This is a genomic window from Acinetobacter sp. 226 (genome assembly GCF_048147925.1).
Taxonomy (GTDB): domain Bacteria; phylum Pseudomonadota; class Gammaproteobacteria; order Pseudomonadales; family Moraxellaceae; genus Acinetobacter; species Acinetobacter pecorum.
In genome coordinates this window covers 18,663-32,341 of sequence record NZ_JAYWYX010000015.1, presented here as the reverse complement: position 1 = coordinate 32,341, position 13,679 = coordinate 18,663, and the positions used below count along the sequence as shown (strand labels likewise).

The following is a 13,679-nucleotide window of genomic DNA, read 5'->3' as shown; positions in this document are numbered from 1 at the left end:
GAAGACTTGCATAAGGCTTTTGGTGAATTCTTTTTCAATAACAAAGTTGCATCGAGATGAAATGCTACTTTATGGCAAAATTATCGGGGATAATAGCTCATCCGCTATTTGCTTGAGTGCTTGACCATGTATGACGATTACGACGACTATGAAGACGATCAACCCGTCACGCGGATTAAATCGAATATCAAACAACAGACTTTAGGCAAACGCATTCTTGAAGATGCTCAAAGCTATTTAGAACAAATCTCGCAAGGCGAACATACATTTTTAATCGAAACCTTGCGTGATCTGGCACAGCAAGATGAATACTTTAATGTGTGGGCAGATCAGCTCGATCAACCTGTCGGTTCAAAAGTCGCCAATGATGCCTTGAACCTGATGCACTTCTGGCAACAGAGGCATCGTCATGAAGATGTCCAAACCTTTCATTTATTTGATGTCATCAATAGCGAAGACTTTCAAAAAGAGCTGCTCACGGCTTTTGATGCGATGCAGATAGATGAAGCCCATAAAGCCTTACGCCGTCCAGTGATCATTGAAGCCTTTAAAATGTATAAATTGGGCTGTTATGCAGGTTGTGTGCCTTTGCTCTATGCACAGCTTGAAGGCTTATTGACCGATGTGCTGATTCAACAAGGCTACTTAAAACAAAATGGAACCAAGTTTGTTGATGTCTATAAAATTGTTCCCGGTTTAAAAGGCAATGAAATTAAGAGTCTGTGGCATAAATCGAAAATTGCCACGGAAATGAATCCATACTTTGCCGAACTGGCAGCCTATAAGATGGATTCAAGCTCGAATGTGACCGCAAGTCGTCATAACATTTTGCATGGCACAGATGTGGCACATTTCACCCAAGCGCGTAGTTTTATCCTGTTTATCTGGCTGTTCTCGGTATTAAGTTTTATGAGTACCGTGCGTGCTTAAGCTAAGATCTCTGGTTACCAGTAGTTTTAATCATCCTGTAAAGGTTTAATGTAGATTAACACCAAGCATCCTTTAGCTTTAACAATCAGGCTATAACAGTATTTGAATGGGCGAGCTACAGGAAATGCGATGTCAGAATGACAGAAAAATGTTTTAGCAGAAGTGTAAAGAATGAAGATGAACAGAATGTTCAAAACACAAATCACGATTTTTTTGCGGCTGGCAGTGATTAAAGTTTGAGATCGTGAGGTTTGTGCTATCTGATGCAATGATCAGCAACAACATGTACAGGCTTTGTTGCAGTTTGCTTAATTCAGCTACTTCATTGCATGCTTTGTGCTAAAAAATTGTCTGATAATTTATTTATGACACCTTAGGAGGGTACTCATGACTCAGAATAACCAGACAAGTACTTCAAAGCAGAACCAAGATAAAGAACAACATGCACGTGAAATGAATGATCAGGTTTCAAAAGAGCAAAAGCAGAACGAGATCGATAAACAGCATAATCAGGAACACAAGAATGGACAAAATGCTCAGACCAATGCCGAGGAGAAGTCTGATACTCAGCATAGCAGCAAAAATGTAAATACTGAGCAAAAAGACAGTTCTAAAGAGAATGAGTCAGATCAAAAAACTGAAAGTTTCAAAATGGATGACTTAAAAGCCAAAGCAATTGCAATTGGTGAGGAGCTTTTGCAAAAAGGTGAAAAGCTTCTGAATGAGCTAAAACATGGCAAATCTGACAGCCAGAAAAATGGTGAGCAAGAGACAGATCACGCGAAAAAGGCCAAAGCCGATCATAAATCTCAAGACAAATCATCGGATAAGTCAGATAAACAGAATTCTAAAGATGATCAGAACGATCAGCAGGCCGGTATGGCAAATTTGAAAGACGAAGCCATGCATAAGTTTGAAGATACTAAACAAAAAATCACGGAATTAGTAAGTGAAGCTTCTGTTAAATTCGCCGAGCTGAAACAGATGGCGACGGATACCATGAACAAGATGAAGGATACTCAAGCTAAAGACAGTGATGCTGATCAGCAGAAAGACGCGAAAGATACAGATTCAGCAAATGATTCCGAATCCAAAAAAGATGAATCAAAACAGGATCAGGATAAAAACACCAAGGAACAACAGGGCAAGTCTGAAAACAGTAAAAATCATAAGTAATTTATGATCATAGAGCCACTTTAATCACAGCAGGTTAGAGTGGCTTAAAATATAGAAACCTAATATAAAAAATAATGTTTACATCAAAAATAATATGTCTTCATTTACTTCTTTCTCATTCATTTTTCATTATTTATATGTGCCAAGATTTCATGAAACATTTTATAAAACCAAGTGAAATAGTTGGAAATTGAACATATCTATTTCATCTTCTCCAATACAGTGCTTAACCTTCGCCTAAAACCCCGTTAAACTAGGCCATTCAGATGTCGATCTACATTTTTGGAGTAACCTATGTCGTGGCTTTCTTCGCTTAAATCGGTTTTTTCGCCTTCCAAGGAGGTGAACGAAGAAGCTGTGCAGAACGTACTGCAAAACTATATTTTGCCAAATTCCAGTAATGCCTTGAAAGATCGCATTACACAGGTCAATGTACAGGGTGAGATTCTGCAAATTACCCTGAATACCTATCCAGAAGAAAAAGAACAACTGCAACAGATTCATGATGAGCTGGCAGAAGCTTTGCAAAAATGTGGTATTCAAGAGCTGAATATGCATGTGATTCAGCAAAAAACTGGGCCTAAAAGTAAAAATTCGGGTGGTTGCGGACATAGCCATGCTGAGGGAGAAAGCTGTTCAAGCCAACCTGCAGCACCACAAAAACCAGATCTTCCTCCTGTGGTGGATGCTTCGGCTCAAGCTGAAAAGGCAGAAGATGCTGATCCGAATAATCCACCGATTCAAAAAGCTGCACCACAACAGCGTGATGTCCCGAAACATCCTCGTATTCAGAATGTGATTCTGGTGTCATCTGGCAAAGGTGGGGTGGGTAAATCGACTACTACTGTCAATCTGGCTTTGGCTCTAAAAAAAATGGGCCTGCGGGTAGGTGTACTGGATGCTGATATTTATGGTCCAAGTATTCCGACCATGCTCGGCAATGCCGGTAAAACACCGATGATCGAAGCAGAGCAGTTTGTACCTCTTGATGCCTATGGAATGGCGGTATTATCGATTGGACATTTAACCGGTGATCACAATACTCCAGTGGCATGGCGTGGTCCAAAAGCTACGGGTGCATTAATGCAGCTCTTTAATCAGACTCTTTGGCCAGATCTGGATGTATTGATGATCGACATGCCGCCTGGCACGGGCGATATCCAGTTGACCTTAGCACAGCGTATTCCTGTAACAGGCGCAGTGATTGTGACAACACCACAAAACGTGGCCTTGCTGGATGCGACCAAAGGCATTGAGCTGTTTAACCGTGTACAGATTCCAGTCATGGGCGTGATTGAAAACATGTCGACCCATATCTGCTCAAATTGTGGTTTTGAGGAACAGATTTTTGGTACAGGTGGTGGCGATAAACTGTCTGAGCAATATCAAATTCCATTACTGGGCCGCTTACCTCTGGACGCTAAAATTCGTGAAAATGCCGATGCAGGGAAACCTTCCGTGATTGCAGGGGACGAGGCAGCAGATAGCTATATGTTAATTGCAGAGAAAATCGCAGCACAGTTACCAAAAGCGGAAAAAGATCATAGCCGGATATTTTAATTAAAAGACAGAAAATTAAAATCATTAAGCCTTAACTAAAAGTTAGGGCTTTTTTATTATTCATTTTTAAAATAGCTCGATTTAAATGATTGAAATTGACTGAAATGACTGTTTGGTTTTTGTTCTAAATTTTTATATAGATATTTGAATTTATTAAATAAAAATAGATTTTTTTGGGGTTTATATCTTCTCTTACAATTATTTTTTTGCAGCTTTGACTTAACTATTCTATGCTACGCGGATTAGAGCGAGGTCAAACTATGATTTCATGGTTTTTTATTGGTTTAGTGGCAACCATTCTTTTAACACCAGGCCCAACCAATACCTTATTGGCATCTTCAGGCATTCAGGTCGGATTTAAAAAAACATTTCGTTTAATTCCTGCTGAAGCCTTTGGTTATCTGATCGCCATTAGCTTATGGGGCATTCTGATCGGGAAAATTTCCGTTCATCTTCCGCTGTTACCGACCATTCTCAAACTTTTTAGTGCTGGCTATATTCTGTTCCTTGCTGTGAAATTATGGCGGACTGCAGAGCTGAGTGAAAATTTTGATAAGGTCTCAATTCGCGCACGTGAATTGTTTTTAGCAACCTTACTTAATCCCAAGGCACTTTTGTTTGCCTCAGCCATTTTTCCTGTGATTGTCTGGAAAAGCAGCCAACATTATGTGGCTCATATGCTCGTTTTCTTGCTTTTACTGATCCCGATTGCATTCTTCTGGACTTTTTTAGGCTCAATCCTAGCCAGAAAAAATAGCCGCTGGCTCAATCAGAAAAACCTGCAGAAAACGGCTTCGCTGGTGCTAATGAGCTTTTCTATTCCTTTAAGTTATTCTGCACTTTTAAGTTTATAAGCTGAATCTCGATCAGCAATTTTTGGGCAACATGAGCTCTCAGACTTTCACTTATTTTCATTAGTGGCAATTTCAGTTAAAGTACGTCGCAATAACTTGTTCTTAAGATTTTTGGATTATATCAATGGCAATTAAGTCTGATCGTTGGATTCGCGAAATGAGCGAAAAACACGGCATGATTGAACCGTATGCAGAAAACCAGGTACGTTTGGATGAAAATGGTCAAAAGCTGATTTCGTATGGCGTATCCAGCTACGGCTATGACGTGCGTTGTGCACGTGAATTTAAAGTATTCACCAATGTGCATTCTGCAATTGTCGATCCGAAGAACTTTGATGAACGCAGCTTTATTGATATCGAGTCGGATGTTTGTATCATTCCGCCGAACTCGTTTGCTTTGGCGCGTACCATCGAATATTTCCGCATTCCACGTAATGTCTTGACCGTGTGCTTGGGCAAATCGACTTATGCGCGTTGTGGCATCATTGTCAACGTGACGCCGCTTGAGCCAGAGTGGGAAGGACACGTGACTTTAGAGTTTTCAAATACTACCAATCTTCCTGCGCGTATTTATGCAGGTGAGGGTGTGGCACAGATGCTGTTTTTTGAATCTGATGAAGTCTGTGAAACCTCATATAAAGATCGTGGCGGTAAATATCAAGGTCAGACAGGTGTTACTTTACCAAAGACCTAATTGCTTTAAGCTATTGAATGACGGGACTTTATGTCCCGTTTATTTTTTTGAGATTTTCATTCATCGGAAACTGCTATTTTTCGCCTAATTGGCTTTGGCATCTGTATTAAAAATCAGCATAATGGATTCCGCATAACCATAAAAAAGACGCGGCTGGGAAGCTGAAGTATAAAGGTGCGGAGCATCAGATAAAAAGGAAAGAGCGAGATGACTCAGATCAAAGCTATATTAAAATTTCGCAAAAGTTATTTGGCGATGACCATCGGTTTCAGCCTGTTGCCTTCTGCACATGCGATGCAGGAATTATCAGACTCTTCTCTTTCCGACACCACAGGTGAGGGTGTTGCACTCGTCCTTGATGATTTTAAAATGGTGTTTCAGGGACCCAAAGATCTTTCTGATGGTTCCAGTTATGCGAGAGGAATTCAAAATCCGGGGCAGGCTGATACCGGTTTTATTCGGATTATTCCAACCGGCGAAAACTATAACCAACTTGGTCAGCGTGCTTACGATAAAATTTATAAAACCTCTTATGACAGCAATGTTCTCCAAGGCAAAATCGTTAGAGGGTATAACACCTTATATACTTCTACCTATAATTCCACTTATGACAAGAATTATACAAGTTTATACAGCACTTATACTCAGCCGATTCCTGATAAATTAACTGCCGAAAGAACCAAATTACAATCTGAAATTCCTGACCGTTATTTTAATTCAGATACAATTATTCAACGCTATTTTAATGAGCGACATAATTATTATCGAGCGGGTACTAATGGGGGATTTCTGGGTGGTGATGATGATGCAAAAGTTATAAATGATGGTACAACCATTTATAAAACACGTCCTGTTAGTGAGGATTCCACAGGGGTTTTGAAATATGCTGCAAAAGCCTTGGAATATGCCACTACAAATACCTATGAAATGATTCAGTTACTGTATGGTAGTCGTGCGGGTGAGGCAAATACAAATTTAACCAATTCTACTTTTTATAAAAGTTTGAATGGTTTCACGCGTAATAATACTATTGGAGCAGAAATTACTACTTTAGTACAGCGACTTAGCGATGCATCATATGCAGCAGCAACAATCCGCGCTAAATTTGAAGCAGGACAACTTGCAGAAGCAGAGGCTAAAAGACTAACAGAAGAACTTTATACAAGCATCCTTAGAGATGCGAGAACAGCTGCTTTGCTAGAGGCGAAAAATACTCCCGTCAGTTCCCTAAGAACCAAAGCAGACGTATTTATTTATGGTCTGGCATTATCAAAAAGTGATGGTTCTCTAAGCACGCGATATAGTAATCAGGGTTTTAGTTGGGGATCGGCAGATAATCCCTGGTTATTCCGGGCAGGAACTGAGAATGTCAAACAGTTTAAGGATGCTGCTAAAGATGTAGGTTATATTGCTTTGGAAGCCCCATTAAGCCCCATCGCAGGCGTCGAAAGTGATAATAATATCAAGCTGGGCTTCTGGAGTGATATTTTTGCTCGCGCGCTTGACTCCTCTAATCTGGTAGATCCTATAACAGGTGGGCCAACATCAGGGCTTGATACGGATTACCGATTAAGAACCCAATTTGTTGCCAATGGTTTGAGTTTCAATGGCTCGCAAGTTCGTTTATTTCAAACCCTGGAATCTGATAATAAGGATTACAGCCAAACCTTAGGTATGACAAGTATAATCCGGCTAAATACTAATGACCGGCCAGAAACGCTCAGCAGTAGCGATGCTAATCTTAACAGTAAAGGTATTCGTCTCAGTACTGCAGCAAAAACCAATGCACTTGATGGTGATGGACCGACTCCGGCTTTGAACGGCAGTGTTGCTCCGATATTTCATGATTCTGAAGGTTTATATCTCTATAGTCCTAATATTAACTTGGTGCTCGGTAATATGTACCAGCCTTTTGTAGTCGGTTCAGAAGGTAATAATATTATTTTAGAAGTGACACGTATTCCTAAAATTCCTGCTATCTATAATCAAATCTATCAGAATTATGGAGGCGGACTGGGAACCACCGATCTAAAGGGTTCAACCTGTAATGTCTATAGTTGTGGTACACCAATTAAAAATAATGCTGCAGATACTAGCGCACTTTATCAGGGGCGCAATGCGACTCACAGTAGCATCTCGATAGGGACTACAGAGCGTGTCCCGGGGACCAATATGCTGCGAGCCAAGGATGGTGTGAATTCAACAGGAATCGTATTTAAAAATACTGATGGTGTAAGTAAGAATTTTGGATCTGCTGTCATTGATGGTGTCCTGATTCAGCATCTGAAAATTAAAACAACTGGTCTATAAAGGAGTATAAAATGTCCAAATTAACCATATTCTGTACATTATTGTGTACTTCTATGATCAGTTTTGCCGGATTGGAAACCCTTGATCAGCAAGAGTTAACCGATACAGTGGGGCAGGGTGGAGCTGACCTTAGCTGGACTTTATCCTTGAACCATATCTATGCAACAGATTTAAGTAAGGCTCAAATTTCCCGGCTTAACGGAAGTGGTAATCCGCTCGAAGTATTTTATGTTCTAGATCCCACCGCTTGTGGAGCAACAAAACAATTTTGCCGTCTGGCAATAGCGCCGAATAACCATGTTGATGCCAATGGAAATAAGAAGTGGTTAGTCTTTAAAGGCATTCAAGGCACAATTCAGATTGATAAGTTTTCAATTGATGGTACAACCATTATTAATCACCGTAATGAACCACAGACGGCGATGCAAATTACCTTTTACGATGACAAGCCTTTAAAAATCAGGAACTTGGGTTTTAATACGGTTTCGATTGAAACGGGCACAGGTGCTGGCGCCTTAGAAGGTTATGCCAATACAGGTGTTTATAGTACCTATACTGGCCGTATTTATAATGCTGATGGAACTTATACAACCGCGCCCCAAGATGTTCCTTCATTTGATAAAGGTGCTGAAAAAGGATTTATGGGGTTGAACGTGCATGGAAATCTGCATATGTCAGGCAATTTGAAAATATTTGGTTATAACTGTACAGGTGGAGCACAAAGTCGTTGTTAGTAACAACGCTAAGTACAGCATAAGGATATAGAAATGAAAAAAACAACAATAAAGTTGAAGTTGCTGACGGTATGCATGTGTCTTATACAACAAAGTTATGCACTTGAAATTATCGAAGAGCAGGAGTTGAGTGAGGTGACTGGACAAGACGGTATGGTCATTACCCATGAAATTTCTAAAGCCACTATTGCCCAAGTGAATTGGTACGATCCAAACTTAAACCCCAGTACTAAAATGGGTTTAGGTTTACATAATTTTGAAATTACTGGAAAAAATAATAAACCAATTATTAGTCAACTTGAAATAGATGTAGGTGCCACACAACAGGGAGCTGGTCTCCGGCTTGCGGCAAGTATTTCCCCATTTCAAGCCACTGCAGATTTAAAGTTGGTAAAGGTTGCCTGTACCACTAATCCATGTAGCCAATCTGCGAATAGTATTCGGACTGCTGGGGAACAATCTAATCAAAGCTTAGGTGTATTGGGAATGAGTACTTCTACACCGCTGAGTGTTCTATTACAAACCAGTGCCGGTTTATTTAATAAAGACTCAATTGCCAGTATCGATTTTCAACTTAAAAATGCCACGATTAGTCATAAATTGGGTGAAAATAGCTTAATTCTAAATGACTTTAATTTTAATTTCGCGGGTCAGGGATATTTGTATATTGACCCGGCTGAAGGTGTGGTGCTCACTACGAGAAATGGTAATCAAGATCATTATGTGGATCTTAAACGTGCTGAAGATACAACTGATCTCGTAGCTGGTCGGGTTAATCCGACCAATCCTGGGGTCAATATAGACTTGCGTTATAATACGCCAAATAACGAACGTAAAAATATTATGCGTTTAGGTGCTTCGGGTGCTGTGACCAATGCAAGGTTATCCATGAATGCTGATCAAACCCAGATCGGTACTTTTGATGTGAGTAATAAAGTAAATGGGGTACTGGAGCGTCAGGACAAAACTGCCACAGGATACAGTAGCCTGGTTGGGGAAGGCGGGTTGAACCTGGGATTATCTGCGGATTTTACTGGTGCTAATAGTGCCGGACGTCCAGCCACTATGGCCCCAACAACATTTGAGATTGGGCATACCGGTAAGGGAAGTCATGCTGTGCAATTTTCTAATATTAGACCATTGACTACACGTAATGCTGACGGAACCTTACATGGTAAAAATGCTTATATCGACTTTGGCAATATATATATAAATACCATTACTGCAAAAAGTCTCGATTTTATAATCAATGAGAATATGCAAAAGACGCTAGGCAGTAGTAGTAATGTGCTTAAACAAATACTCAGTACTACCGCGAATGGAGAAGATTTTGCCTTTATCGCCGTGCGTGGAATGGATTTTCAATCCATTGCTGCGAAAGCACGCTTTATATCAGATAACTCTTTGGCGGAAATTGGTGGGGACGGAGGTTCTTGGGGAATCGGTATTCCTATCTATAATTTGAATGCCAATGTTGCCTTGTCGGGAACGACTTATGGAGCAGACAATAAGCAGGCAATTGCTTATAACATGATGGTATCTACAGAAGGTTACGGAATTGATAAAAAAACCGGTTTGCCAAGCACAACCTCAATTATATTGATTGATGGCAAGAATGGCGATCATGGTGAGGCAGTTAACTATTATGCGGGTTTTAGGAATATCGATGCCCTGATCAAGTCGGAAGGTATTATTGGCTATGAAGATGAAGGTATTTATATTCGTGCCGATAAACTGCTGATAGGGGCTAAAGCTGAGCTTGCGATTGGTCAATTACCAGGCTCTAAATACAATTGTACCAATGCATCGGTCGCTAAGTGCGGGGGCTATGTGCCTTACGATAATTTTTCTAAACGTGATGATGTTTTGACCAATATTGCTTTTAAACTCGATGGAAATGGTGAGCTCCTCATCATTCCAGGAGTGGATCCGACCAGCGATTCACCAGATACTAATTTTTTATCTTTTGATGCAAACTTTAAATTCAGACCCCTTACTGCAGAAGAAAATGCAGAAAAAAATAATCTGGGGAGCTATTTTAGTATCGTCAATGAAGATATGGATTCAACTGGAGCATTAAAAACTTCTTCAATTAACTTTAACCGGATGGAAGGTCATTTGGGTGTTAAAGGAAAAATCCGTGTCAGTGCCGATACAGTAACTTTAGATAATCAGGTCAAACTGAATTATACAAATAATATTGCGACACCATTTAAAAGCAATTTTGCAATGGCCACCAATGGCAATATGCAAAACATAGCAAATATTGCGCTGACTGGCGGGACGATTCGTAGCACGATGGGTATTACGCCACGCTAATAAGAATATAAGGACATTAAAATGAAAAAAATACTTTTAAATAGTCTGGTTGTAGCAATGTGTGCGATTACACAACAAAGTTTTGCAATGACCAGCTTAAATGATGAAGAATTATCTACGGTAGAGGGTCAGGCACTTCTTTCGATGGAAGTACAAAAAGGTTTTAAACAAATAGATAATCTTGGTAATAACTATGATCAGTCCAATATTTCTTTCTATAAATTAGGTTTAGAAGCCGAGATGGAGATCAATACCAATATTAAAAAGCTACAACTGGGTTGCGGTGGCGTGAATGGGGCGGCAGGCTGTGATATTGATATTGATAATATCGCATTAAGTGGTCTGCCCGCGAATTCGAACTATACTGCCGATGATCGCGCAAGTAGTTCAGCATTGATCACCAATCCATTTCTTCAATTTGCGATTAAAAATCCAAATCAGGCATCTACTCGTGAAGTCCTAGGCTTTCGTCTAAGCGCCGAAAAAATTCAGGGTCTTTTGACTTTGGGTGCTGAAAATAGCAATACACCTAATGGGATTAACAGTTTTAGTGGTTATATGAAGACTAAAGCAGCATCAGGTGTAGCAAACACAGCTTCTCGGGTTATGGACTATGCATCTACGGGCCAATATATTGAAGGTACTGTGAGGGGTAAATTAGGGGATTTAACCTTGCCTCTTGATTTGCATTATAAATCAAATGATTATTCCTTCACTTTGCAGGAATCAACAGCCCCATTTGCTATTCCTTCTACTATTGTTTCAGGAACACGTATGAAGGAAATTGTCTTGAAAGGAACAGGCACAGTGGAGCGTATAGATTTCAGTGGTCCATTAAAAGCGCAGTTGTTAAATGGTGCTCTGACCCTCGATAAGCAAATTACGGGCTATTTAACAGGTCTCAAGACTGATATTACAGTAAATCAAAATCTTGGCTTAATCCATGCTTTATATTTAAATAACCCGGCATCCTTATCATTACAATCACAAAAAATTCTTTGGCCAGGTGCAGCAGTCGCTGCGAATCAAGGATGGTGGCTGGCAATGGAGGATGAGGTGGATTTAGGCAGTATCTCTCCATCAGATAAAGTACAAATTACAAATGAGGTTTTACAACAAACGATTGCAGGAATTAACCATGACTTGACTAATAATGTCCGAATTTGTGGAGGCATTATCAGTGGTTGTATTGTTGGCGGTTCACTGGATGTAAGTGAAATTAAAAACCCGACTTTAATTGATTTCCCTCTAAACAATTTAAAATTACAAGGTCAAGATTTTAAGCCGAACTGCTTTGGTGGTCATAAATTCTGTTGAGGCTGAGATAACCATAAAAAATCCCGCATGAAGCGGGATTTTTTATGGTAAGAAGGAATTACTTTGCGATTTTCGCTAATAACTCTTCTTTAGAAATATTTACAGATTCAGCATCACGACGGCCTTTATACTCAAACGTACCCGCATCCAGACCTTTTTCACCAATTACAATACGGTGTGGAATACCGGTAATTTCAAGATCGGAGAACTTCACGCCTGGGCGCTCATCCCGGTCATCAAGAATGACGTCATAACCCGCTGCGGTCAATTCTGCATACAGTGCTTCAGCTGCTTCCATGGTACGTGGTGACTTATGCGCATTCATTGGCACAATCGCAACTTCAAAAGGCGCAATCGCTTCAGGCCAGATAATACCTTTCTCATCGAAGTTTTGCTCGATTGCAGAAGCTACCACACGTGTCACACCAATCCCGTAACAGCCCATGGTTACAGTAAATGGTTTGCCATCTTTACCAAGAACTTTACAGCCCAAAGCCTCAGAATATTTCTGACCTAACTGGAAGATGTGACCCACTTCAATACCACGTTTGATCTGAAGTGTACCTTTGCCATCTGGAGAAGGGTCGCCTTCAACCACGTTACGCAGATCATAAACTTCAGTGAACTGTGCATCACGTTCCCAGTTTACGCCAGTTGCGTGTTGATCTGCTTTGTTTGCACCAGCAACAAAATCAGACAATACAGATGCTGCACGATCCGCAATGACAGTTAAACCTTTTTCTACCAGACCTTGAGGACCAACGAAACCAGCAGTTAAACCTAAAGCCTGAATTTGTTCTTCGGTTGCAAAAGTCAGTGGCGCTGCAATTAAAGGATGTTTTTCAGCTTTAATTTCATTCAGTTCATGATCACCACGAAGGAACAGCGCAACCACAGGTACATCTTGACTTTCTTCAGCCGCAACACCTTGTACAAGCAACGCTTTTACTGAATGAGCAGGATCTGTACCTAAGAAGGCAGATACATCAGCAATGGTTTTCTGATTTGGCGTATCTACCAGTTTGAGTTCTTGTGTGGGTGCTGCACGTTCACCGACAAGCACCGCCTCAGCCATTTCAATGTTGGCGGCATAGTCAGATTCAGTCGAAAACGCGATATCATCTTCACCGCTTGAAGCCAGGACATGGAATTCATGTGAACCTGAACCGCCAATCGAGCCAGTGTCCGCTTGTACTGGGCGGAAATCTAAACCTAAGCGGGTAAAGATTTTGCAGTAGGCTTCGTACATTTTGTCGTAAGTTTCTTGCAAAGATTCCTGATCGGCATGGAAAGAATAAGCGTCTTTCATGATAAATTCACGTGAACGCATCACACCAAAACGCGGACGGATTTCATCACGGAACTTGGTTTGTACCTGGTAGAAATTGGCAGGCAATTGCTTGTAACTTTTCAACTCGTTACGTGCAAGATCAGTAATGACCTCTTCATGTGTTGGGCCAAGCACGAAATCATTGTTATGACGGTCTTTGAAACGTAGCAGTTCAGGGCCATACTGTACATAACGCCCAGACTCTTCCCAAAGTGATGCCGGTTGAGTTACAGGCATCAGTACTTCAAGAGAACCGGCATTGTTCATTTCTTCGCGAACGATCGCTGCAACTTTATTTAATACGCGAACGCCCATCGGCAACCAGGTGTATAAACCTGAAGCCAACTTACGAATCATACCGGCACGAAGCATGAGCTGATGCGAAATAACTTCAGCGTCGTTCGGGGTTTCTCTCAAAGTTGCAAATAAAAAGCGACTCGCGCGCATGGAAACTG

10 protein-coding genes are annotated in these 13,679 nt (G+C 40.7%); 9 read left to right on the top strand and 1 reads right to left on the bottom strand.

Features of this window, described 5'->3' with window-relative positions; genetic code table 11:
- Positions 1-126 precede the first annotated feature (126 nt).
- The 9 genes from VXP95_RS08660 to VXP95_RS08620 all read left to right on the top strand — a co-directional run bounded on the left by VXP95_RS08660 (position 127) and on the right by VXP95_RS08620 (position 11,894).
- The gene (locus VXP95_RS08660) at positions 127-930 is read left to right on the top strand and encodes a hypothetical protein (protein WP_064096426.1); all 804 of its coding nucleotides are present in this window, start codon (positions 127-129) and stop codon (positions 928-930) included.
- Positions 931-1,317: 387 nt separating this feature from the next.
- On the top strand, positions 1,318-2,106 hold the full coding sequence (locus VXP95_RS08655; RefSeq protein ID WP_416681338.1) for a hypothetical protein: 789 nt from the start codon (positions 1,318-1,320) through the stop codon (positions 2,104-2,106).
- Between the two features lie 294 nt (positions 2,107-2,400).
- A complete protein-coding gene (apbC, locus tag VXP95_RS08650; RefSeq protein ID WP_416711852.1) occupies positions 2,401-3,666 on the top strand; it encodes an iron-sulfur cluster carrier protein ApbC in 1,266 nt (421 codons plus the stop codon).
- A gap of 260 nt (positions 3,667-3,926) precedes the next feature.
- A complete protein-coding gene (locus tag VXP95_RS08645) occupies positions 3,927-4,520 on the top strand; it encodes a LysE family translocator (RefSeq protein ID WP_416711851.1) in 594 nt (197 codons plus the stop codon).
- Positions 4,521-4,644: 124 nt separating this feature from the next.
- A complete protein-coding gene (gene dcd / locus VXP95_RS08640) occupies positions 4,645-5,214 on the top strand; it encodes a dCTP deaminase (RefSeq protein ID WP_004280726.1) in 570 nt (189 codons plus the stop codon).
- Positions 5,215-5,421: 207 nt separating this feature from the next.
- The gene (locus tag VXP95_RS08635; RefSeq protein WP_416711850.1) at positions 5,422-7,524 is read left to right on the top strand and encodes a hypothetical protein; all 2,103 of its coding nucleotides are present in this window, start codon (positions 5,422-5,424) and stop codon (positions 7,522-7,524) included.
- An 11-nt stretch (positions 7,525-7,535) separates the two neighbouring features.
- Positions 7,536-8,258: a hypothetical protein gene (locus VXP95_RS08630; protein ID WP_144724008.1), complete on the top strand. Its 723-nt coding sequence runs from the start codon at positions 7,536-7,538 to the stop codon at positions 8,256-8,258.
- 33 nt (positions 8,259-8,291) lie between these two features.
- On the top strand, positions 8,292-10,577 hold the full coding sequence (locus VXP95_RS08625; RefSeq protein ID WP_416711849.1) for a hypothetical protein: 2,286 nt from the start codon (positions 8,292-8,294) through the stop codon (positions 10,575-10,577).
- 21 nt (positions 10,578-10,598) lie between these two features.
- The gene (locus VXP95_RS08620; protein WP_416706030.1) at positions 10,599-11,894 is read left to right on the top strand and encodes a hypothetical protein; all 1,296 of its coding nucleotides are present in this window, start codon (positions 10,599-10,601) and stop codon (positions 11,892-11,894) included.
- Positions 11,895-11,952: 58 nt separating this feature from the next.
- Here VXP95_RS08620 and VXP95_RS08615 read toward each other — a convergent pair whose 3' ends face one another.
- On the bottom strand, positions 11,953-13,671 hold the full coding sequence (locus VXP95_RS08615) for a proline--tRNA ligase (protein WP_416711848.1): 1,719 nt from the start codon (positions 13,669-13,671) through the stop codon (positions 11,953-11,955).
- Positions 13,672-13,679 lie beyond the last annotated feature (8 nt).

What these genes read in the sequence shown, in the direction of transcription:
- VXP95_RS08625 (WP_416711849.1), top strand. Translation starts at nt 8,292, where the DNA reads ATGAAAAAAACAACAATAAAGTTGAAGTTGCTGACGGTATGCATGTGT.
- VXP95_RS08660 (WP_064096426.1), top strand. Translation starts at nt 127, where the DNA reads ATGTATGACGATTACGACGACTATGAAGACGATCAACCCGTCACGCGG.
- dcd (WP_004280726.1), top strand. Translation starts at nt 4,645, where the DNA reads ATGGCAATTAAGTCTGATCGTTGGATTCGCGAAATGAGCGAAAAACAC.
- VXP95_RS08655 (WP_416681338.1), top strand. Translation starts at nt 1,318, where the DNA reads ATGACTCAGAATAACCAGACAAGTACTTCAAAGCAGAACCAAGATAAA.
- apbC (WP_416711852.1), top strand. Translation starts at nt 2,401, where the DNA reads ATGTCGTGGCTTTCTTCGCTTAAATCGGTTTTTTCGCCTTCCAAGGAG.
- VXP95_RS08645 (WP_416711851.1), top strand. Translation starts at nt 3,927, where the DNA reads ATGATTTCATGGTTTTTTATTGGTTTAGTGGCAACCATTCTTTTAACA.
- VXP95_RS08620 (WP_416706030.1), top strand. Translation starts at nt 10,599, where the DNA reads ATGAAAAAAATACTTTTAAATAGTCTGGTTGTAGCAATGTGTGCGATT.
- VXP95_RS08635 (WP_416711850.1), top strand. Translation starts at nt 5,422, where the DNA reads ATGACTCAGATCAAAGCTATATTAAAATTTCGCAAAAGTTATTTGGCG.
- VXP95_RS08630 (WP_144724008.1), top strand. Translation starts at nt 7,536, where the DNA reads ATGTCCAAATTAACCATATTCTGTACATTATTGTGTACTTCTATGATC.
- VXP95_RS08615 (WP_416711848.1), bottom strand. Translation starts at nt 13,671, where the DNA reads ATGCGCGCGAGTCGCTTTTTATTTGCAACTTTGAGAGAAACCCCGAAC.